Annotated in this window: 17 protein-coding genes; 9 read left to right on the top strand and 8 right to left on the bottom strand. The window is 60.3% G+C overall.

Annotation, left to right across the window (positions count from 1 at the left end; genetic code table 11):
- Window positions 1-85: 85 nt before the first annotated feature.
- From JHD62_RS04210 to copC, 3 genes are all read right to left on the bottom strand, one after another.
- Complete coding sequence (locus JHD62_RS04210) at window positions 86-1,264, bottom strand: MFS transporter (protein WP_199101897.1); 1,179 nt, start codon at window positions 1,262-1,264, stop codon at window positions 86-88.
- 172 nt (window positions 1,265-1,436) lie between these two features.
- Window positions 1,437-2,318, bottom strand: coding sequence for a copper homeostasis membrane protein CopD (copD, locus tag JHD62_RS04205; RefSeq protein ID WP_199101896.1), 882 nt, complete (start codon window positions 2,316-2,318; stop codon window positions 1,437-1,439).
- Between the two features lie 2 nt (window positions 2,319-2,320).
- Complete coding sequence (gene copC / locus JHD62_RS04200; RefSeq protein ID WP_199101895.1) at window positions 2,321-2,686, bottom strand: copper homeostasis periplasmic binding protein CopC; 366 nt, start codon at window positions 2,684-2,686, stop codon at window positions 2,321-2,323.
- 414 nt (window positions 2,687-3,100) lie between these two features.
- On the opposite strand from copC, the gene JHD62_RS04195 reads away from it, so the two are divergent.
- The gene (locus tag JHD62_RS04195; RefSeq protein WP_199101894.1) at window positions 3,101-4,111 is read left to right on the top strand and encodes a sensor domain-containing diguanylate cyclase; all 1,011 of its coding nucleotides are present in this window, start codon (window positions 3,101-3,103) and stop codon (window positions 4,109-4,111) included.
- Window positions 4,112-4,120: 9 nt separating this feature from the next.
- On the opposite strand, the gene JHD62_RS04190 is transcribed toward JHD62_RS04195, so the two are convergent.
- A complete protein-coding gene (locus JHD62_RS04190; RefSeq protein WP_199101893.1) occupies window positions 4,121-5,401 on the bottom strand; it encodes a PepSY domain-containing protein in 1,281 nt (426 codons plus the stop codon).
- Between the two features lie 289 nt (window positions 5,402-5,690).
- On the opposite strand from JHD62_RS04190, the gene JHD62_RS04185 reads away from it, so the two are divergent.
- The 7 genes from JHD62_RS04185 to aroQ all read left to right on the top strand — a co-directional run bounded on the left by JHD62_RS04185 (window position 5,691) and on the right by aroQ (window position 13,234).
- Window positions 5,691-7,880 (top strand): TonB-dependent siderophore receptor, encoded by a 2,190-nt coding sequence (locus JHD62_RS04185; RefSeq protein WP_199101892.1) that lies wholly within the window; start codon window positions 5,691-5,693, stop codon window positions 7,878-7,880.
- Window positions 7,881-8,105: 225 nt separating this feature from the next.
- Complete coding sequence (efeU, locus tag JHD62_RS04180; protein ID WP_199101891.1) at window positions 8,106-8,951, top strand: iron uptake transporter permease EfeU; 846 nt, start codon at window positions 8,106-8,108, stop codon at window positions 8,949-8,951.
- A 35-nt stretch (window positions 8,952-8,986) separates the two neighbouring features.
- Window positions 8,987-9,904, top strand: a complete 918-nt coding sequence (gene efeO / locus JHD62_RS04175; protein ID WP_199101890.1) for an iron uptake system protein EfeO — start codon at window positions 8,987-8,989, stop codon at window positions 9,902-9,904.
- Window positions 9,905-10,013: 109 nt separating this feature from the next.
- Window positions 10,014-10,376 carry a cupredoxin domain-containing protein gene (locus JHD62_RS04170; protein ID WP_199101889.1) on the top strand — a complete coding sequence of 121 codons (363 nt, stop codon included), beginning with the start codon at window positions 10,014-10,016 and terminating at the stop codon, window positions 10,374-10,376.
- 35 nt (window positions 10,377-10,411) lie between these two features.
- Window positions 10,412-11,692 (top strand): iron uptake transporter deferrochelatase/peroxidase subunit, encoded by a 1,281-nt coding sequence (gene efeB / locus JHD62_RS04165; RefSeq protein ID WP_199101888.1) that lies wholly within the window; start codon window positions 10,412-10,414, stop codon window positions 11,690-11,692.
- Window positions 11,693-11,945: 253 nt separating this feature from the next.
- Window positions 11,946-12,779 (top strand): shikimate dehydrogenase, encoded by an 834-nt coding sequence (locus tag JHD62_RS04160; RefSeq protein ID WP_199101887.1) that lies wholly within the window; start codon window positions 11,946-11,948, stop codon window positions 12,777-12,779.
- A gap of 11 nt (window positions 12,780-12,790) precedes the next feature.
- The gene (gene aroQ, locus JHD62_RS04155) at window positions 12,791-13,234 is read left to right on the top strand and encodes a type II 3-dehydroquinate dehydratase (protein WP_199101886.1); all 444 of its coding nucleotides are present in this window, start codon (window positions 12,791-12,793) and stop codon (window positions 13,232-13,234) included.
- An 85-nt stretch (window positions 13,235-13,319) separates the two neighbouring features.
- On the opposite strand, the gene JHD62_RS04150 is transcribed toward aroQ, so the two are convergent.
- Both JHD62_RS04150 and JHD62_RS04145 read right to left on the bottom strand, forming a co-directional pair.
- Window positions 13,320-13,520, bottom strand: a complete 201-nt coding sequence (locus tag JHD62_RS04150; protein WP_045844941.1) for a hypothetical protein — start codon at window positions 13,518-13,520, stop codon at window positions 13,320-13,322.
- A 349-nt stretch (window positions 13,521-13,869) separates the two neighbouring features.
- Entirely contained in the window at window positions 13,870-15,036 is a 1,167-nt protein-coding gene (locus tag JHD62_RS04145) for a porin (protein WP_199101885.1), read from the bottom strand.
- Between the two features lie 314 nt (window positions 15,037-15,350).
- Between JHD62_RS04145 and JHD62_RS04140 the strand changes: the two genes are divergently transcribed.
- Window positions 15,351-17,183: a tannase/feruloyl esterase family alpha/beta hydrolase gene (locus tag JHD62_RS04140; RefSeq protein ID WP_199101884.1), complete on the top strand. Its 1,833-nt coding sequence runs from the start codon at window positions 15,351-15,353 to the stop codon at window positions 17,181-17,183.
- Between the two features lie 4 nt (window positions 17,184-17,187).
- Here JHD62_RS04140 and JHD62_RS04135 read toward each other — a convergent pair whose 3' ends face one another.
- Both JHD62_RS04135 and JHD62_RS04130 read right to left on the bottom strand, forming a co-directional pair.
- Window positions 17,188-19,626, bottom strand: coding sequence for an EAL domain-containing protein (locus JHD62_RS04135; protein ID WP_199101883.1), 2,439 nt, complete (start codon window positions 19,624-19,626; stop codon window positions 17,188-17,190).
- A 4-nt stretch (window positions 19,627-19,630) separates the two neighbouring features.
- Window positions 19,631-21,412 carry a PAS domain S-box protein gene (locus tag JHD62_RS04130; RefSeq protein ID WP_199101882.1) on the bottom strand — a complete coding sequence of 594 codons (1,782 nt, stop codon included), beginning with the start codon at window positions 21,410-21,412 and terminating at the stop codon, window positions 19,631-19,633.
- Between the last annotated feature and the right edge of the window lie 384 nt (window positions 21,413-21,796).

The following is a 21,796-nucleotide window of genomic DNA, read 5'->3' as shown; positions in this document are numbered from 1 at the left end:
TGGGTTTTGACCAGGTTTTGACCGGCGGGTGCGATGCTGGTCTGGATGAATTGTTAATGAATACAACGGCTTGTGTTTTTGTCTGTCATGCGCTCAGTGGGCGCAGCCGCTTGCCGCCGCCTGCCAGCAAGGTCGCCATCAGCAACAGCCCGGCACTGACAAGAAATGTGGCATGAATGGACCACTGGTCGAGCAGGACGCCGCCAATCGCGCCTCCACACAGGATTGCCAGCTGGATGGCGGCCACCATCAGCCCGCCGGTGCGCTCGGCCTCACCGGCGACACCCTGTGCCATCCAGGCAGACCAGCACACCGGAATGGCAGCATTCACCAGCCCCCACAACATCAGCAGCATGGCAACCGGCCACAACAGGCTGCCGGTCAGCAGCAAGCCCACAGTCAGCAAGGCCAGCAGCAATGGCAGCAGGCCCAGCAGCGGGTAAAGATGACGCTCCACCATGGCACTGGCGCTGCGGGTGCCGACAAAACCGGCCAGCCCCAGACCGCACAGCAATAGTGATAACTGCGGCAGGCTGACCCGGGTCAGCTGCTCCAGAAACGGGCGGAAATAGGTAAAGGCGGAAAATGCGCCGCCAAAGGTCAGCATCACTGCGGCCAGTGCGTAGCGCACATGGCGCAAGGACAGCAGGGTCAGCGGGTTGGCGGCAGTTTGACCGGGCGGTGCCGGCAGGTCTGGCAGGCTGCGCCACTGCCAGTACAGGTTGAGCAGTACCAGCGGAACCAGCGTCCAGAACACGCCGCGCCAGCCGATGATGCCGCCCAGATAACTGCCGGCAGGGGCAGCAAAAGCGCCTGCCACCGCATTGCCCATATACAGCGTGCCCAGCGCCGCGGCCAGTTGTTCAGCGGGCACCAGTCGGCTCACCGTGGCGGTGGCCAGCGACCAGAACCCGCCAATCACCAGTCCCAGCAGGGCTCGCGCCAGCATCAGCACGGCAAAGCTGTCTGCCAGGGCAGTCAGCAGCACCGACAGCAACAGCAGCGCGGTGAAGCAGAGCAGCACCGGTTTGCGATCATGCTGGCCGGTGAGTTTTCCCACCATCAGGCTGGCAAATACGGCAAACAGCCCGGAAACGGAAATGGCCTGACCGGCCATGCCATCACTGGTGTGCAGGTCTGCGGCAATCGGGGTCAGCAGGCTGACCGGCAAGAATTCGGCGGCAATCAGCAAGCCCACGCACAGTGACATGGACAGCACGGCTGCATGGCAGGAGCGGGCGGCAAGAGGGGCTGGCAAAGACATGGCATTCCACGAATCAGAAGGTTGACGCAAGGGCAGGGCCGGCTTGTGACAGCCGGTCCGCAATGTGTGCAAAGCCTAAGAGAGGGGAGGCCGTCGACGGTAGCCCATTGCTGGCGATCTCTTGCCTGATTCGCCAGGGTGCGCTGCCGCTTGATAGGGAAGCGGTGCAGCCTTACCAGCTGGCCTGTTGCGGGTCCAGCGTACCCAGTACTGCCAGCATTGCCAGGGCCAGCAGGCACAAGGCAATTTGCAGGCAGATGGCGCGCTTGAGGCAGGGCAGCCCTTGCGGCATGCGGGGCACCAGATGGTAGCGATTGTAGAGCGCCAGCACGGTCATGCCGGCCACCAGCAGCAGCTTCAGGCCCAGCAGCGTGGCATAGCCAGACAGCGTGTCCGGCAGCAGGCTGCCATTGATCAGGTACAAGTTGATCAGACCGGTGGCAAACACCAAGAACACCACGGCATGGCCGGTGGCGGAAAAACGCCTGAGGATGCCGGGCAGGGCAGGCAGCAGGGCAGGTGCTGGCTGACGCAACAATTGCAGCACCAGCGGTAGCGCACCTAGCCAGGCAGCACAGCTCAGCAGGTGCAGCCAGTCATTGCCCTGGTGTAGCAGCCCCGGCCAGCCCTGCTGCATGGCGGCATGTCCACTCAGGGTGAGGCTGGCCAGCAGAGCAGCGCTCAGCCCTGCGGTGACGAGCAGGGAGTGGCGACTGCCAGCGCTTGCAGTTACCAGCCACAGTGCCAGCGCTGCCAGCAGCTGCCAGCACCAGGCATGGCCAATGCCGGTGTCACGCACCACGGCCAGCAGGCTGGCCGCTTGCCAGCTGTCGGACCAGCCATCACCCAGTATTGCACTGTGCAAGGGCAGGGCCGACAGCGTGGCCAGCAGCAGGGCACTGGAGGCACGGCGATTCCAGATGGCTTGCTGTTGCCAGAAGTCCTGGCGCAATGCGGCAGGCAGCAGCGCCAGCACAAACAGGCTGCTGCCCCATAGCCACATGGCTGCGCCATCAGTCAGCCAGCGGCACAGCCACAGCAAGCCTTCAGCCATGCTTACTTGCCAACGCTGAAGCTGTAAGCGCCATTGGTTTTGTGGCCATCGGTCGACAGCACATGCCATTCCAGCTTGTAGTTGCCGGCAGGCAGCGGCTGGGCCGGTTTGACCACCAGGGTTTTGCCGCCATTGGCCAGCGTGGGTTCACCCAGCGCGATATCCTGCTTGTCGGCATTGCTCAGCTTGATACCGCTGAACTTCACTTCCAGTGCTTCGGAAAAGCTCAGGTTCAGGCTGGCCGGGCTGCTGACCACGCTGTCGGCGGCCGGTTCGGCAGCTTTCAGATGCGCATGAGCCCAGGCTGCCGTGGTGGTGAGCAGGCTGGTGGCCAGCACCAGCAAGGTAGAGCGGATGGAAGCTTGCATGACAACTCCTGTTATCGGGTAAGTAAAACGGTTGTATATGGCACCGCTGGCGCGGAGGCAGGATGCTAACGCATTGACGCTGGCACCGGTAGTCTGTTTTGTCGTCACCGGCGCTGCTGCAGCTGGCTTGTGCAGGCTACTGGCTGCACCGTGCAGTAGTGATATCCGGTGGCCATTGTAAGAAGGTCACCGCATGCGCGACTGCGGCATATTGTCGCAGTGCAGCGGGCACGCTGCTTGCCGATGCTGGGTGAATATCGGTAAGGCCGCAGTTGCAATAAGGTTGATCGGTGCCGTGCACGCTTTTAGATGAATAAACTAAGTGTTTCTACTAGAATATGTTTATTCCACATCGTGCATGTGCTGGATGCGGTTTTCCTCGTCATTGAAATTGAATCGGGTATGGGAATGGGAATGGATCGAATCCTGTCGCAGCTGTCCTCCTCGCTGAACACGGCACAGACCATCGATCAGCTGGTACGCCCGATGCTGGAAATGCTGGCGATGATTACCAATATGGAGTCCACCTACCTCACCGATGTGGACCTGGACGGCCACAGCCAGCGCATCCGCTTTGCGCGTAATAGCGGCGAGCTGGACATTGCCGAGGGACTCACCGTGCAGTGGGAGGACACCTTGTGCAAGCGTGCGCTCGACAGTGGCCTGCTGGCTTGCAGTAGCGTGCCGCAGCGCTGGGGCGATTCCACCGCTGCCGCCAGTTTGCATATCCAGTCTTATGTCAGTGCGCCGGTCAGCAATGCCGACGGGCAGCTGCTGGGCACCTTGTGCGCTGCCAGCACCCGGACGGTGCAGATTACCGAGCAGGTGGAAGCGCTGTTCCGCCTGTTTGCCAATATCGTCGGCAATTTCATCGAGCGCGAAGTGCTGATGGAAAAACTGCAGGCTGCCAACGACCAACTGGCTACCCATGCGCTGACCGATCTGCTGACCGGACTGCCCAACCGCCGCGCCATGGTGGCTGAGCTGGAACGCCTGCTGGCCCAAGCCGAGCGCAGTGGTGTGTCCACCCTGGTGGGGGTGATAGATCTGGATGGTTTCAAGCAGATCAACGACCGTTATGGTCATCAGGGCGGCGACGAATTCCTGCAGGCCATTGCCCGGCGCGTGCAGGGTGGTTTGCGTGGCAGCGACCTCATCGGCAGGCTGGGTGGCGACGAATTCCTGTTCATCGGTCCCGGCCCGCAGCAGGGCGACCCGCAACATGCAGCCCTGCGCACCCAGCAAAGGCTGGAGCAGCTGATTGCCGGGCACTACCAGCTGGGCGAGCATCAGCTTGATTACGCCGGTGCCAGCGTCGGTGTGGTGGCACTGCCGCCGCAACGCTGGACGGTGGAAGCCGCCATCGAGCAGGCCGATACCCTGATGTACCGCAACAAGAAGGCCCGACGGCAGGCAGTGGACTGAGCTGCACATTCAGCCCTGCTCCGCATCCTGCAGCTTCAATGGCTGCTGCTGCCGTGCTCTGTTCTGGCTTTGCCGGCCATGCCGTTTCTTCCACCAGATTGCCACGCCAGTCACGCTGAGCGAACCTACTACCAGCCCCAGCAGCATGATGAACAGCTTGTAAGGCAGGCCGCCGATTGCCGCCATGTGCAGGCTGGTCAGCCAGCTGCGGATGGTGTCGCCGCTGGCTTCTGTCGTCGGTAGCCATGCCCCGCGTTCGGCACCGCTGTTACCGTCAAAGTAAACCAGGGTGCTGCCCCAGCGCCGACTCACATCCAGGCTGCTGCGCGTGCTGAAGCTGTAGAGTCCGCTGCGCGCGTCGTAGCTCAGGTCATCCTCTTCCAGAATGACAAAACCCTTGTGTGCTGCCAGTGCTGCCATCAGTGCGCGGCCCCGCGTACGGGCAGCATCCCAGCCCAGTTTTGGCGCTTGCCCGCCCGGGCGCACCGCAGCTTGCAGGCCGGGTTCCGGCTGGCTGGCAAACAGCGCCTGCATCACCGGCTTGTACACGGCAGGCAGATTGAAGGACACACTGCTCCAGGCCAGCACCAGCAACATGGCCCACAGCCACAGCGAGGCTGCGCGGTGCCAGTCGAATATCAACTTGTAACTGGCGCCGCCACGGCGGATTTTCCAGGACACCGCCCAGCGTTGCCGCCAGCTTTTACCTGCTTTTGTCGGCAGGGCAGTCGCGTTTTTGCGCTGGGGGGCCGGGAATGTCAGCCAGGCCCCGGCAAAGCAATCGAAAGTCCACAACAGGGCGATGATGCCAAACACCGTGCCGGCCCAATCCCCCAGCGCCAGCGAGTAATGCAGGCGGTAAATGAAGGGAATCAGGTTTTGCTTGCCCTGGCTGATGTCGCCCCAGTGCCGTGCACCCTGAATCCGCCCGCTGTAAGGATCGACAAATATCTGGTCATTGGCAGGCTCGCTCAGCGTGCCATCGGCTTGTATCCGGCCGGACAGCCAGAAAATCACGCTTCTGCCTGCTTCCTGTGCCAGCGGCACCGTATTGGCCTGCGCGTCGGGAAATGCCTGCGCCACGTGTTGGCGCAGCAGCAAGGGGTCCAGCGGCCGGGCTGCTGCAGTGGGTGCCTTGCTGTAGAACAGCTCCGGGTTCAGCCAGTGATCCAGTTCCTCGTTCCACGCCAGAACGGCACCGGTACAACCTGCCAGCAGCAGGAAACCGGCCATGGTCAGGCCCAGCCAGCGGTGTATCAGGACCAAGTTCTGTCGGAAATGCGGTTTCATGTCTGCTGCCATCGGGGTGGGGGAGGATTGCTTGCCTGCCTGTGACGGGCGGTGATCATCGGCCTTGCCGTGGGTCATGGCCGGGTGATGGCTGCGCAGTGTATATGCAAATGCGAATCAATAGCAATAAATTCAGAGATATCCACTTGTAGCGCGGCAGAGGGTGTGAATTGCCGATGTAAAGATGATTGACAGCAGGTAAATGTCATGCAGAAAATAAAAACGAGAACCATTCGCATTTGAAGATGCGTACTCATTTCCGTTTTTTAACATTCTGGATATTTACCCCATGCAAGTTCACCGGCCTGCTGCTGCCCGTCATTCCCGAATTCCCGGTTTTACCCTGCGTCCCTTGTGCCTGGCTGTGTGGCTGGCTGCTGCCGGTGTGGCCGGCGAGGCTCTGGCCGATGATGGAACAACGGCGGCCACATCCAGCGACAAGGCGGGCGGGCTTGCCGTTCTGCCCGCGGTTTCGGTATCGGCCGAGGCGGTCAGCACCCAGCTACCCACCGATCAGCAGGAAACCTACACCATCAAGCACAGCACCTCGGCCACCCGGCTCAACATGAGTCCGCGGGAAACCCCGCAGGCGGGTTCGGTGGTGACGCATGCCCAGATGGAAGATTTCCGGCTGGCTACCATCAACGACGTACTGGCCAATACCACCGGGGTGACGGTGGAGAAGGTGGAAACCAACCGGACGTATTACACCGCCCGCGGTTTTGACATCACCAATTTCCAGATGGACGGCATTGGCGTACCGATGACCTATGGCCTGCAATATGGCGACATCGACATGGCCATGTTCGACCGGGTGGAAATCGTGCGCGGTGCCAATGGCCTGTCCAGCTCCACCGGTAATCCGTCCGCCACGGTCAATTTCATCCGCAAGCGCCCGACAGATGACTTCCAGGCCTCGGCCGGCCTCACCATTGGTTCGTGGGATACCAAACGGCTGGACGTGGATGTGTCCGGCCCGCTGAACGAGGCAGGTACGGTCAGCGGCCGGGTAGTGGCGGCGCATGAGGATGGCCATTCCTATCTGGACCGCTACCAGCCATCCCGTGATGTGTTTTACGGTGTGCTGGCCAACAAGCTGAGCGACAAGACCACGCTGACCGTGGGCTACAGCTATCAGAAACAGGAAGGCAAGGGCGCCATGTGGGGCGCGCTGCCCATGGCGTACAGCGACGGCACACCGACCAATTACCCGGTAGGCACCAGCACCTCGGCCGACTGGTCCTACCTGAACACCACGGATCAACGTGTGTTTGCCGAGCTGGCGCATGCGCTGGACAACGGCTGGCAGTGGAAGAGCACGCTGGGCTACAACCAGGCAGATACCGACAGCGCGTTGTTCTATGTGTACGGCACGCCCAACAAGAGCACCGGCGGCGGGCTGTATGCCTATCCCTCGCTTTATGACAGCAGTAACAAGCAGGTGTATTTCGACAGTAATCTGGGTGGCAAGTACACGCTGGCCGGACGTCAGCATGACTTCAATATCGGGGTGAACCTGTCACGCTCGCGCATGACGGACATCAGCCATTACGGCGAAGGCATCGGTACCGAACTGTTTGGCAACAGTGCATTCAATGGCAGCTATGCCACGCCCAGCTTTGACGCCAGTGTGGATGGCAGCAGCTATGTGGACACCCGCAAGACCGTTTACGCGGCAACACGGCTGAACCTGGCCGACCCGGTCAAACTGCTGCTAGGCGCCAATTACACCCAGGCCAGCTCCACCGGTGCCAGCTACGGCGTGGCCCATGCGCTGGAGCAGTCGGCCACCTCGCCCTATGTCGGTCTGGTGGTGGACCTGAGCAAGGAGATTTCCGCTTACGGTAGCCTGTCGAAGATTTTCAATCCGCAAACCCAGACCGATGCCAGCGGTGCCACACTGGCCGCCGCCCGTGGCACAGGCAAGGAAATCGGCCTCAAGGGTGAATTCCTGCAACGCCGTCTGAATACAGCCTTGTCGCTGTTTGAAGTGGAGCAGGACAATATTGCCGAACAGGCCGGTTATGTCGGCAGCAAGGCTTACTACCGTGGCATCTCGGCCAAGTCGCGCGGGGTGGAGTTTGATTTGTCCGGCGAGCTGGCCCACAACTGGCAGGCCAGCCTGGGTGTGGTGGCACAGCAGATTACCGGCCAGAACGGCGAGGATGTGCGCCTGTATGTGCCGCGCCGTCAGCTACGGCTGTCCACCACCTGGCGCGTGCCGCAACTGGAGCAGCTGAAACTGGGTGCCAGCCTGAACTACCAGAGTGAAACGCGTTACAGCAGCACGTCCGCCGCTTATCAGGGCGGGTATTCGGTATGGAACCTGATGGCCAGCTACGACGTGGACAAGCACCTGACCGTGGCGGCAAACCTGTACAACGTGTTGAACCGCAAATACCTGACCAGCGTGTACTGGGACCAGTCCTACTATGCTGCGCCGGTCAATGCCAGTGTCTCAGTCAAATGGAAATACTGATTTGGAAGTACAGAAATGGAAATACTGAGTTAACGCTGTAACGGAGCCTGCAGCCCCTGGCTGCCTGCCGGTCGGTCTGATGCCGACCGGCTTTTTTGATGGCTGCCCGGTCCGGGCTAATTGTTAAGCAGTATTACAGCGCGGGATGACGACAAGAATTGGCGTTGACAGTTCAATTGATAATGAGCATGATTCGCATTCATATAAATCAGCAAAGACATCATCATGCTTATCCCGTTTCTCATCATGCTGCGCGAAGGCATGGAAGCCGCACTGATTGTCGGCATCATCGCCAGCTATCTGCGTCAGTCCGGTCAGCAGCGTTTCATGCCTGCGGTATGGATGGGGGTGGTGCTGGCCTGCCTGCTCAGCCTGGGCGTGGGCGTGGTGCTGGAATTGACCGAGCAGGAATTCCCGCAAAAGCAGCAGGAGCTGTTTGAAGCCGTGGTGGCACTGATTGCGGTAGGCATTCTCACTTCCATGGTGTTCTGGATGAAGCAGGCCGCCCGCTCCATCAAGGGCCAGCTGCAGGACTCCATTGATGCGGCACTCAGCCGTGGCCGCGGCCAGGCTTATGCGCTGGTAGGCATGGCCTTTTTTGCCGTGGCGCGGGAAGGGCTGGAGTCGGTGTTTTTCCTGCTGGCTACCGTGCAGCAGCAAAGCAGCAATCCGCTGGCCTGGCTGGCCGCCTTGCTGGGCTTGCTGGTGGCCACGGCCATGGGCTGGGGTATTTACCAGGGCGGGGTGCGCATCAATCTGCGCCGTTTTTTCCGCCTGACCGGCCTGTTCATCATCCTGGTGGCGGCCGGTCTGCTGGCCGGTGCTGTCAAGGCCCTGCACGAAGCCGGGCTGTGGAACCAGCTGCAAGCGGTGGTGATGGACCTGAGCCGGGTGCTGCCGGTTGATACACCGCTGGGCGTCATCCTCTCCGGCATGTTCGGCTATGACGACACCCCCACGGTCAGCGAGCTGCTGGCCTGGGTGCTCTACCTGCTGCCGGCACTGTTTCTGTTCCTGCGTGATGGCAAGCCGGTGGCCGGCGTGTCGTCCGCCTCGCTGTCCTCCCGTTGAAATCCCCGTTTATCCATCCTGAAGAAAGTTGACTGATGAAAAAGACTTCCCTGTGCAAGCTGTCCGTTCTGGCCTTGCTGCTGTCCACGCTGGCGGCATGCGGTAAAACCGGGGATGCGCCGGCGGCCGATGCTGCAGGCAGCGCTCCTGTAGCAGAGGCCGCGGCTTCGGCGGCAGCGGCATCTGCACCTGCCGTGGACTACAGCGCGCAACTGGCAGCCCCCATTGCTGAATACAAGAAATATGTCAGCAGCGAGCTGGAAGGCCTGCTGACCCAGTCCAAGGCCTTTGCCGCCGCCATCAAGGCTGGTGACCTTAAAAAGGCGCAAGGCCTGTACGCCATCACCCGCCAGCATTACGAACGCATCGAGCCGATTGCCGAGCTGTTCTCCGACATGGACTCTGCCATCGACGCCCGTGAAGACGACTTCAAGCAAAAAGCGGCCGACCCCAAGTTCACCGGCTTCCATCGTCTGGAAAAAGCCCTGTTTGGTGACCACACCACCAAGGGCCAGGCGCAGTATGCCGACAAGCTGGTGGCTGACATCTCCGAGCTGAACAAGCGCGTGGCCACGCTGGACATTCCGCCGGCCAAGATGGTGGGTGGCGCAGCAGGCCTGATCGAAGAGGTGGCGAAGACCAAGGTAAGCGGAGAAGAAGACCGCTACAGCCATACCGACCTGTGGGACTTCCAGGCCAATGTGGACGGTGCACAGAAAATTGTCGAACTGCTGCGCCCGCTGCTGCAACAAGCCGGCCCGGACCTGCTGGCCAAGGTGGATGAAAACTTCAAGACAGTAGACGCACTGCTGGACAAATACCGTAGCGAGGACAAGAAAGGCTTTGTCAGCTACGACAAGGTGACCGACGCCGACCGCACCGCGATGAAGGGCCCGATCACGGCGCTGGCCGAAGACCTGTCCAAGCTGCGTGGCGTGCTGGGTCTGGATTGATTCAACTGCCGCCGCCGTGACCTGACCCACGGCGGCAATCAGCCATGCCGGGCAGCCAGCAGTAACCCGGCTGCCACTAGCAAGTATTGCAAGCATTCAGGAAATACTCATGTTCAAAACCCTGGCACCGTGTGTGCTGCTGGTATTGCTGGCGGCCTGCGGCAAGCAAGGCGCAGCCCCTGCTACTGTGGCCACTGCTCCGGCCATTCCCGTGGTGAATGTCGGCGTTAACGACGAAGCCTGCGAACCCATGCAACTGACCGTCAAGCGCGGCAAAACCCAGTTCCTGATCAAGAACAACAGCGCGCGCGCCGTGGAGTGGGAAATCCTCAAAGGCGTGTATGTGGTGGAGGAGCGGGAAAACATCGCGCCCGGCTTCAGCCAGAAGCTGACGGCAAAACTGGAACCCGGCAAATACGAAATGACCTGCGGCCTGCTCAGCAATCCGCATGGCGTACTGATCGTCGAGTAAGCATCGAACAAGCATCATCGGGACTGATTTCACTCATGACAGAACAAGACAATAACCATACCCTGTCCGTACCCGGCAGCCAGCCAGACAGGCAGCGACGCAATCTGCTGCGTGGTGCCGGCCTGTTTGGCGGCGGTGTGCTGGCGGGGGCAGTGGGGGCGGGTGACTGGTTGAAGCTGCAGGCATCACCGGACCCTGCAGCGCAGCGCGTGCCGTTTGCCGGTGTGCATCAGGCCGGGGTGACAACCCCGACGCCGCAAGAAGCCATTTTCATCGCCTTTGACGTACTGGCCCGCGACCGCAAAGGCCTGCAGGAAACCCTGCAATTGCTGACCCGGCGCATTGCCTTCCTGACCCAGGGTGGCCCGGCCCCGGTGGATGCACCCAAACTGCCGCCGCCGGATTCCGGCCTGCTGGGCGATACGGTTTCGCCGGACGCGCTCACCATCACCGTAGCGCTGGGGGCGTCCTTGTTTGATGGACGTTTCGGACTGCAGGCACTGCGCCCCAGACACCTGACGGCTATGCCTGCCTTCCCCAACGACGCGCTGGATGCCGCCTGGTGCGACGGCGACCTGCTGCTGCAATGCTGTGCCAATTCCCGCGAAACCGTGATTCACGCCGTGCGTGACATCATCAAGCATTGCCCGGACAAACTGGCCGCGCGCTGGAAAATGGATGGCTTCCAGCCCGCCGCAGCGGTACGGCATGCCAGCACGCCGATCAATCTGTTCGGCTTTAAAGATGGCACGGGGAATCCCGAGACGTCGGACAAGCAACAGATGGATGCGCTGGTGTGGGTGGGAGACAAGGACCAGGAACCCGCCTGGGCCAAAGGCGGCAGTTATGCCGTGGTACGGCTGATCCGCTTTACCATGGAGCAGTGGGACCGCACGCCCCTGGGCGAGCAGCAGGGTATCTTTGGCCGCGACAAGCACAGCGGTGCGCCGCTGGGCAAAAAACAGGAGTTTGACGACCCGCAGTTTGCTGCCGACCCGCATGGCCAGCAGGTGCCGCTGGATTCCCACATGCGCCGTGCCGAACCGCGCCTGCATGGCCGCCACGATGCCAGACTGCTGCGCCGCAGCTACAGCTATTCGCTGGGGCTGACCAGGTCCGGCCAGCTGGACATGGGGCTGGTGTTTGTTTCCTTCCAGGCCAATTTGCAGACCGGTTTCATTGCCACCCAGCAGCGCCTGAATGGCGAGCCGCTGGAGGAGTACATCAAGCCTTTTGGTGGCGGCTACTTCTTTGCCTTGCCCGGAGTGGAAGGCAATGGCTGGCTGGGCCAGTCCTTGCTGGCTGCTGCGGGCTAATGCGCTTTCCCTGCCAAACTGAAAGCCGGTGCGTGCGCCGGCTTTTTTGCGCCTTGTCACCTTGCTGCCGCAGCGGGCTGCTATGCCCGCCATGACATATTCCCCGGTCGAACAACTGATTTTGCTATATCAGTTAGAGCGATTTTGCTGTTGGATGCCCCGGCCAAACAGCCCATGATGCTGCCATGTCACGGGATGGTTTGGTCCCGCCGGGTGCAAGCGCATCACGATAGCAAAACGATTGGAGACATGTGTGATTAGTGGCAAGACAACGCTGATTGCCCATCTGGGTTATCCCACCGAGAGCTTCAAGGCTCCGATGATTTACAACCCCTGGTTTGACAGCAAGGGTATTGATGCCGTGGTGATGCCCATCGGCGTCAAGCCGGAAGACTATGTGGCGGCGATCGCCAGCATCCGCAAGTTCACCAATTTGCGCGGCGCACTGGTCACCATGCCGCACAAGGTCACCACCCTGGGCCTGATGGACGAAATCACCCCCACCGCCGCCATTGCCGGGGCCTGCAACGCCATTTTGCTCCGCCCGGACGGCACGCTGCTGGGCGACCAGTTTGACGGTGCCGGTTTCGTACGCGGTGTGGAGCGCAAGGGCTTTGCGCTCAAGGGCCGCAAGGTGCTGGTGTCGGGTAATGGCGGTGTCGGCTGTGCCATCGCCGCCTCGCTGGCGGCTGCCGGTGTGGCCGAAATGGCCTTGTTCGACAGCAATACCGCTTCCTCCGAAGCACTGGCAGGACGCTTGCGTCAGCATTACCCGCAGCTGATCGTCAGCGTGGGCAGCAACGACCCGGCCGGGTTCGAGCTGATCGTCAACGCCACGCCGCTGGGCATGAAGGACGATGACCCGCTGCCGTTTGACATGGACCGCGTCAGCCCGGACACCTTTGTTGGCGAAGTGGTGATGAAAAAGGAAATCACCCCGCTGCTGGCGGCGGCACAGGCCAAGGGCTGCCAGATCCAGCTGGGCACCGACATGCTGTTTGAAATGATTCCGGCTTATCTCGAGTTCTTCGGCTTTGGCAGCACCACACCGGAAGAGCTGCGTGCCGTGGCCACGCTGAACTACTGAGGGTTGGCATCATGAAGAAAATGCTGATGCTGCATGGCATCAACCACAATATGTTCGGCAAGCGCGACCCGAAGCAGTACGGCACGGTGACGCTGGCCGAAATTGACGCGCACCTGCAGGCGCTGGGCCGTGAACTGGGTGTGGAAGTGGAAAGCTTCCAGACCAATCACGAAGGGGAAATGTGCGAGCGCATCCATCAGGCCTATGCCGATGGCGTGGATGCGGTGCTGATCAACGCCGGAGCCTGGACCCACTACAGCTATGGCATTCGCGATGCGCTGGCCATTCTCACCGTGCCCATCGTCGAAATCCACATGTCCAACATCCACGCCCGTGAACCATTCCGCCACCAGTCGGTATTTGCCGACATTGCCAAGGGGCAGATCTGCGGCTTTGGCACCGAAAGCTATCTGTTGGGGCTGCGCGCGGCCATCTCGGCTATCGCGGCGCAGTAGGTTTTTCTCTGTAGCAATCCGAAACTGACTCAGTCAGTGTTTGACGGGGGAGCCTGGCTCCTCCGTTTTTTTTTGTGCGACGCGCTCAGGCCTTGGTATCCACCGTATTACCCAGATGACTGGGATTGCTGGTGGCGTATTCGTAAATGCCCACCCCCAGCGCCACGCCTGCCAGCAGCGGGTGTGCTTCGACAATGGAGGCCGCTTCGGTCACCACGGAGGAGCCTGCCTTGAGCAGGGCTCCGCCCGAAGTGCTGATGAATGAACCGACTGCGCCCAGAAACATGGTTGGACTCCTTATTGCATTTATAACAACTATCGGTGAAATCCCGGCTTGCTTGAGTCGCTTTACCTGGATTTACATGATTTGACATCGGCTTGAAAAAGGGCTGGCAAGTGCCAGCCCCGTATGATGGACCCACTCCTCTCGCTTTCGGAATAGAAAGCGAGGCGCCCTTTCAGGGAAAGGGCGGGGGGATAGGGAATAGACGGGAAGGCTGCGGAATATAGTGCATGGTCGGAAGGCCCGGCTTTGCCGGGTCCAGTGGAATCGAACCGAATAATTTTCTCGGCAGCCTGCGGCTGGCAAGGGCCAGCCGTTACTACCTGATGGCTGCGGTGAGCCACCTGCTGTATCAGAAGGCAGTGGACATGCCCACGCCCACGCTGTGCAGCGTATTGCCATTGGCCAGTACCACGGTGCTGCTGGCATTGGTGCCGGTGGTCAGCGGGCTGAAACCGAAGTTGGCATTTTGCAGTGCGCCATTGCTCAGGCGCGTGGCATAGGTGTAGAAGCTGGTGCGCTTGGTGGCGGCATAAGTGGCACCCAATACCCACTGTGTGGCCTTGTAGTCATCGGCATGGCTGGCATTGTTGAGGCTGCCCAGCTTGCTGTACGAGGCTTTCAGCGCCAGGCGCTCGCTTAGCGGCTGGCTGACACCCACCGTCCAGCCGGTCTGGTTCAGCGTCTGGCCGCCACTGGCGGATTCATAAGTCCCACGCTCCACCCCGGCACCCAGCAGCGTCCCGGTGCTGCTGAAGGTCCATTGCGCCAGCAGCTTGGCAAAGTCCACATGCTTGCCGGCTGCAGCAGTGCCGGAGTTGGTCTGCTCGTAACCGGCGGTGTCAAACTGGCGGTCCCAGCCAAAACCGGCCTTGAACGGGCCGTCACCGTATTTGACCGCCAGGCTCAGGCGGCTGCGATTGGTGTTGTTGGTTTTGGTTTCATCCACCCCGTAGGACACGCCCCCCTGCCAGCCGGACAACAAGGGCGACACATAATGGATGGAGTTTTTCAGACGGGTTTCGCCACGGCTGAACAGCTGGTAAAAGCCGGGGCCGGTTCCCCAGCTGTCGGCAATGGTGCCGGCCATCACATCAATGCCGAAGTCTGCCGTGCTACCCACCAGCGATTTGTAAACAGTGTCGTTGTAACCGGCGATCAGGCGGCCGTATTGCTCGCTGCTCATGCCGACAAAGCTGTTGCGGGTGGCCAGGGTGGCGCTCTGGCCCCAGTCGGTACTGCCGCCCTGTTCGAAGTTGCGCAGGCTGGATTCCACCTGCCAGATGGCTTTTACCCCGTTGCCCAGGTCCTCGTTGCCGCGAAAGCCGATGCGGGAATTATTGTCGGTAACGCGGGTGGTGGTGGACTTGTTGCCGCCGCTGCCGCCAGACGCACCCACCGATTCCAGCGAGGCGCTGATCACCCCGTACACGGTAACCGTGCTGTCTTGTGCATGGGCCGAAAGTGCGGTGAGTACGGCACAGGTGGCCAGGCTCAGTTTGAGTACGGATTGCTGCATGGTTTCTCCTCCATCTGTTTCAGATCGTTGTTATTGCAATGATGTTGATTGCATTGGCTAATCTAGGTCAGTAAAGAGGAGGTCGCGTTGCCATTAAGTGAACATGCGTTGCTGTGTTCTGCCATTGCTGTCATCCGGCTGGATTGAGGGTGGCGACTGGGCTAGGCTCAAAACGGTCATGTACGTGAGGGGGCCGGCGGCAGCGCCCGGTACGGTGCTGTTAAGGCAGGAAAATTACAGCAAAGCAGCATGACGCCTTGTTGATTAAATGATAGTAATTCCCGTTTGCGTGGTTTAATTCAGGAGCGAACAAGGTGAACCATACCGCTTATTGCGGCCATCCCCCGGTGGCCTTACGCTGGCAATCCCTGCTGGCCTGCTTGTGGCTGTTGTGCATTGGCTGGCTGCCGCACTTGGCGCAGGCTGCTGACTATCAGCCCTTGCCAGTGCAACCTGCGGTAATCAGCTGCGCCGCACTCGGCCAGCAGTCGCTGACCGGCGTGGCAGATGCACCAGTCAGCATCCGTGCCGCCAGTGTGGTGAGCACGCCCAAGGGTGAATTTTGCAAGGTGGAAGGCACCATCGCGCCGGCTATCGGTTTTGAAGTCGACCTGCCTCTCCAGGGCTGGACCCAACGTTATCTGCAAGGCGGTTGCGGCGGCCTGTGCGGCATGACCCGCGTGGGTATCAGCAATGCCGGGCGTTGTGGCCCCGCCTTGAATGGCGAATTCGTGGTGTCAGGCAATGACATGGGACACAAGGGGCCGATGATGGGGCCGGATCAGGCCAGTTTCGGGGCTGATCCGCAAAAACGCATCGACTTTGCCTACCGTGCCAATCACCAGACCGCGCTGGTGGCCAAGGCCTTGATCAAGGCTTTTTATGGCCAGCCGGCACGCTTCTCTTATTTTGTCGGTTGTTCCGATGGCGGTCGTGAGGCGCTGATGGAGGCTCAGCGCTATCCGGACGATTTTGACGGCGTGGCTGCTGGTGCACCCGCCGCCTTGTTCCAGCTGCAAAACTCGCTGTATCACGCCTGGAATGTGGTGGCCAATCAGCGGGCAGATGGCAGCAATATCCTGCTGCAAAACCGGTTGGGTATTCTGCACCGTGCCGTGCTGGCGCATTGCGCCGAGGGTTCCGGGGTAAAGGACGGCCTGCTGCAAGACCCGCTCAGTTGCAAGGTGGACCCGGCCTGGGCGCAGTGCCCGCCAGACGCAAAAGACAGCAGCCAGTGCCTGAGTGCCGAGGAGGTGGCGGTGGCGCGCAAACTGTATGACGGCCCGCTGGATGCGGCAGGCCGCCATCTGACCATTGGTGGTGCCTTGCCCGGCTCCGAGCTGCAATGGATGTTGCCCAATAGCGCGCAGGGCAAGTCGATGAGCCAGGACATGGCCTCACTGGCCATCTCTTACCTGATTCTGCCGCAGGTGGATCTGGGCATGGGAAATCTGCAACAGCTGCGCTTTGACGACGCCACCTTTGCCCGACTCTCCCAACTGGCCCCCTTGTATAACGCAGGCAATACCAATCTGCAGCCCTTCTTGCAGCACGGTGGCAAGCTGATTCTGTGGCACGGGCTGGCGGATACCTCGATTACGCCTGCTGTCTCGCTGGCTTATTACCAAGGGGTGCAGCAACAGCTGGGCAAAGCCACTACCGACAGTTTCATGCGCTTGTTCCTGCTGCCGGGGGTGAGCCACTGCGGCGGCGGTGATGGCTACAACCAGGTGGATGTACTCAGTCCGCTGATGGCCTGGACCGAACGGCAACAGGCACCAGCAGCGCTGATCACCGGCAAGCTGGCACAGCCAGAGCCGGATTTCATGGCCGGGCCGCCACCTGCGGGCCTGCCAGCGCAGGGCAAACCAGGCCAAGCCGCACCCACCCTGCATGTGGCACCGATGGCCAGCAGCCCGCTGGCCCAGCCCTGGGCTGCCCTGAAGGCTACGCGGCCGGTGTATCCGTGGCCCATGTTTGCTCGTTACAGTGGTGCTGGCGATGTCAACGATGCAGCCAGCTACCTGCCTGTGCGTTCTGCCCAGACCCTGCCGCTGGATTTCAACAGCCTGGCCAGCAGTCTGATCGGGCCGGACAATCAGCGTAATTATCGGGTTGATAACGGCAAGCTCACGGCCGTGCCCTGAGGCTTCAGTTGCCGGAGTCGGCCGTGCTGGCCTGCCCGGCGCTGAAAGCCTGTTGCAGGTAGCGTTCCAGCGCTGCGGCATCCAGTGGCTTCGAGTAGTAATAGCCCTGAATGGTGTCGCAGCCGTTTTCGCGCAGAAACTCCACCTGTGCGCTTTCCTCCACCCCTTCGGCGGTGATGCCCAGCATCAGGCTGCGTGCCAGCATGATGATGGCCTTGCATACGGCGGCATCCTGCGTCTGTGCCGGTGTATTGCAAATGAAGGAGCGGTCGATCTTCAGCCGGTCCACCGCCAGGTCTTTCAGTACCGCCATGGACGAGTAGCCGGTGCCAAAGTCGTCAATCGCCACTGATACACCAATACGCTTGAGGTCCTTGAGAATGCGCTTGCTGTTTTCCAGCGACTGCAACACGCTCTCGGTGATTTCCAGTTCCAGCAAGTGCGGCTGCAGGCCGCTATGTTGCAGCTCGCGGGCCACGCCTTCGAGAAAGTCCGATTCGACAAACTGCATCACCGAGACATTCACCGCCACCTTCAGCGGGTAGTGGAATTGTGCATTCCAGCGCTGCGCCTCGATGCAGGCCTGTTGCAGCACCCAGCTGCCCAACTCCTGGATCAGCCCGCATTCTTCCGCCACCGGAATGAACAGGTCGGGCGGAATGTTCACCCCCTCATCCTGCCAGCGCAGCAGGGCTTCAAAGCCGATCAGGCTGGCGTCATCCACCCGGATCAAGGGCTGGTAGTGCAGGGTGAAGCTGCGCTGTTTCACTGCCTGGCGCAGGCGCTGTTCCAGCCGCAGTCGTTCGTGCACTTTTTCCGCCATCGATTCATTGAAGGTGCAGTAGCGCCGCTTGCCGGCCAGCTTGGCCTGATACATGGCGCTGTCGGCGGCACTGAGCAGTTTTTCGGCGCTGCTGCCGTGTTGCGGATACAGGGCAATGCCGATGCTGGCGGTGACCACGATATTGTCCTTGCCCGCCGGCATGGGTTGTTCCAGTTTTTCCAGCAGGCGGCTGGCCATGCTGGTGCAGTCCTGCTCGCTGCTGTGCGGGCAGATGATGAAGAACTCATCGCCGCCAAAACGCACCGGGATGTCCGCCCGGCGGATGGTCTCGCGGATGCGCTGTGCCACCACCTTGAGCAACTGGTCGCCGGTGGCATGGCCCAGGCCGTCGTTGATCAGCTTGAAGCCATCCAGGTCGATGAATACCAGTCCCATCTGGCTGCCATCCCCGGCTGCCCGCGTCAGTTCGATGGCCAGCTGTTCGTTCAGCAAGTGACGATTGCCAAGGTCGGTGAGGGCGTCATGAAACGCCATGCGGTTCAGTTCGATCTCGGCTTTCTTGATCGAGCTGACATCGGTACAGCCGATGATGTAATGGGCGGGCAGCTCCAGGTCGTAGGACACCAGGCAGATATGCTCCCAGGCGGGAAAGGTTTCGCCATTCTTGCGGCGGCACATCACCTCGCCATGCCAGCCTGCTTCGCCCAGCTGGCTCAGCCCCTGGTAGAAGTCCGGCGTGTGCTTTTTGACATGCAATACCTCGTCGATGTCCTGTCCCAGGATTTCCATCAGGCTGAAGCCGGTCAGGCGCAGAAAAGCCGGGTTGGCCGACTTCACCAGCCGGTCGCTGTCCACCACCACAATGCCTTCGGCGGTGGACTGGAATACCGCACCGGCCTGTTGCAACAGCTGTTCGGACTTGATGCGTTCGGTAATGTCACGCAGCACGCCAATCTGCTTGGCGCTTTCCTGCCATTGCGGCTCGTATTCCTGCACCGACATTTCCACCCATACCGAATCGCCATCATCCGGGGTGATGGTGGTGATCATGTCCACTCGGCCACGGTCTTTCAGCAGCTGGTTCAGCCGGCTTTGATCGGCATGTTCCAGCAGGCGCAGGAAGGGCGGCACTTTTTCCTGGCGCGGTGCCATGTCCAGGCCGGTAATCTTGCCGAAGTAGCCCTGGCCGGTGAACAGTGATTGTTGCTGGTCCCATTCCCAGATTCCCAGCTGGGCGGTTTCAACTGCCAGCATCAGCAGTCTTTGCTGTTTGTGGACTTCTATTTCGGCCATGCGGCAGGCCAGCGCCATGCGGATGGTGGCATTAAGCTCGCGCAGTTCGAAGGGCTTGAGCAGATAGCCGTAGGGCGCACTTTTTTCTGCCTGTTGCAGGATGTTTTCCTCGGCAAAGGCAGTCAGGTAGATCACCGGGATGTCCAGCGTCTGGCGGATGATGAGCGCGGCTTCGGTACCCGGCATGCTTCCTTCCAGATGAATGTCCATCAGGATGAGGTCGGGCTTGAGCTCCCCGGCACGTGCGATGGCTTCCTCACCGGACGCGCAACTGGCGACCACATCAAAACCCAGGCTTTGCAGCGCCATTTTCAGGTCCAGCGCGACAATGCGTTCGTCTTCGACAATCTGGATGCGGTAAGCCATGCCTTTACTCCCGGATAAGGTCTGGAATGGTCAAGGTGAAACAGCAGCCTTGATCCGGTGCGGTTTCCAGCGTCAGTGTTGCCTTCAACTGATCGGTCAGCATGGGCAATAACTGAAAGCCAAGTGTGTCGGCATGCCCCAGCGACACGCCCGGCGGGCAGCCACGCCCGTTGTCACGAATCTGCAGCTGTACCTGCTGTTCGGTATTCATGTGGATTTTTACCTGGCCGGGCTGGCCTGGTGTGAAGGCGTGCTTGCAGGCATTCACCACGATTTCATTCAGGATCAAGCCAAAGGGAATGCTGTTTTGCAGCTCCAGAAAGGCCTCGGGACCGGTGCGCTCGAACACGAAGGCAATATGGCTGCCGTAGCCGGTGCTGACGTCGCGCAGCAGATGGGTGAGCCTTTCTATGTAGACCGACATCGGAATCCGGGAAAAATCATTGCGCTCGTACAAGAGCTGGTGAATCAGCGCCATCGAGCGCACATGGTTCTGGCTGTCCAGCAAGGCCTTGTTGGCATCCGGGGTGGCGGTGCGTGCTTGCAGGTTCAGCAGGCTGGAAATCACCTGCAGATTATTCTTCACCCGGTGATGCACTTCGCCCAGCAGCACGGTTTTTTCCTGCAAGGCCTTTTCCAGTTCCAGCTTGGCATAGTAACGCTCGGAAACGTCGGAAATGCAGGCCAGCGTCAGTACTTCATCACCCACCCGCATCGGGTTCAGGCCGATTTCACAGGGAAACTGCGAGCCGTCGCGCCGCTGGGCAAACAGGGGTTTGCGATTGGCCATGCCCCGCGCCATTGGTGCGGTAAAGAACTGCGTGACATAGCTGTTGTGAGTGGCGCGAAAATCATCCGGCAGCAGGCTGGACAGTTGTTCCCCCACCAGCTCGCGCCGGCTGTAACCGAACAGCTGCTCCATGCGGGTGTTGATCAGGCGGATGATGCCGTGCTGGTCCACCATCATCAGTCCGTCCGGCGTGGATTCCACCACCTCACGGAAATAGGTTTCACTGATTTGCAGCGCCACTTCGTTTTGCTTGCGCGCGGTGATGTCGATGCCGGAGGCAATCAGGTTGCTGATGACACCGCTTTCATCCTGCAAGGGGCGCAGCATGAAGTCGATGACCATGCGGCTGTCGTTTTTCATGCGCACTACCACGTCGTAGCGTACGGTTTCGCCTCCGGCAGCACGGGCAATGGCCTGTTGCAGCTCGCTTTGCACCAGCGGGTCGTGGTTCCACCAGTAACACTCCCAGAACAGTTTGCCCTGTACGTCGGCCAGTTCCAGCCCGGCCTGTTCCAGTGGCGCACGGTTGGCTTCCTCCAGTACGCCATCTGTACTCAGTACCCCGACAAAGGTGAACAAGGCATCCAGCACCTTGCGGATGCGTTCGTTGCTGGCACGGATGGCCAGTTCGGCCCGCTTTTTCAGCGAGACATCCTCCACCATGGCGATGATGCCGCAAGGCTCGCCCTGCTTGTCAAAGCGCGGGTGGTAGCTGGCATTCCAGTAGGTGATGCAGCCCGAACCGGGGGGGATTTCGGCGCTGGCTTCGAAATTGCACTCGGCAAGGCCGCTGGCCATTACCGTGCGCATGATGTCTTCCAGCCCGGGGCCGACATCGGGTAACACATCACGCGGGGTGCGGCCGATATGCTCTTCCGGGCTCAGGCCATTGGAGTCGGCCAGCTGGCGGTTGATGTGGACATAGCGCAGCTGGCTGTCCAGCACCGCAATGCCGATGGGAGAGGTTTGCAGTAAATCCGCGAGCAGTTTTTCCATACGTCGGGTCCGCCCTGCCTGGGGTTGCGAGCAATTATCCATTATGGGTAACGAAAATGCGTATTGAAAGTAATAACTCGCAAAGCCAGACCACCTTGCTGTGGCGCAGCATCGCAAAGGCCGCTGCGGGAGCTGTCATGGCAAGCAGGGCGTGAGATGGAGCAGGGCAGGAATGCCACTGTGCAAGCGACCAGTTTGTCTGGTGACATGTAAATTTTGTTGGTGAGCTTATTTATGCATTTGCGACATGATTAATCATTTGGCTGATATTAATTGTTTGTTTGTTGCGAATTGGTATTCGAATAACCGAATAAATACCGTTTTTGTTGTTCGGGTTTCCGAATTGCAAATTTTCCCTTGTTTTAAAGGGGATTCCCTTTATTG

It is taken from the genome of Aquitalea sp. ASV11 (assembly GCF_016429185.1).
GTDB lineage: Bacteria > Pseudomonadota > Gammaproteobacteria > Burkholderiales > Chromobacteriaceae > Aquitalea > Aquitalea pelogenes.
Note: the sequence above shows the minus strand (reverse complement) of the source record. Positions and strands in the feature narration are given on the sequence as shown.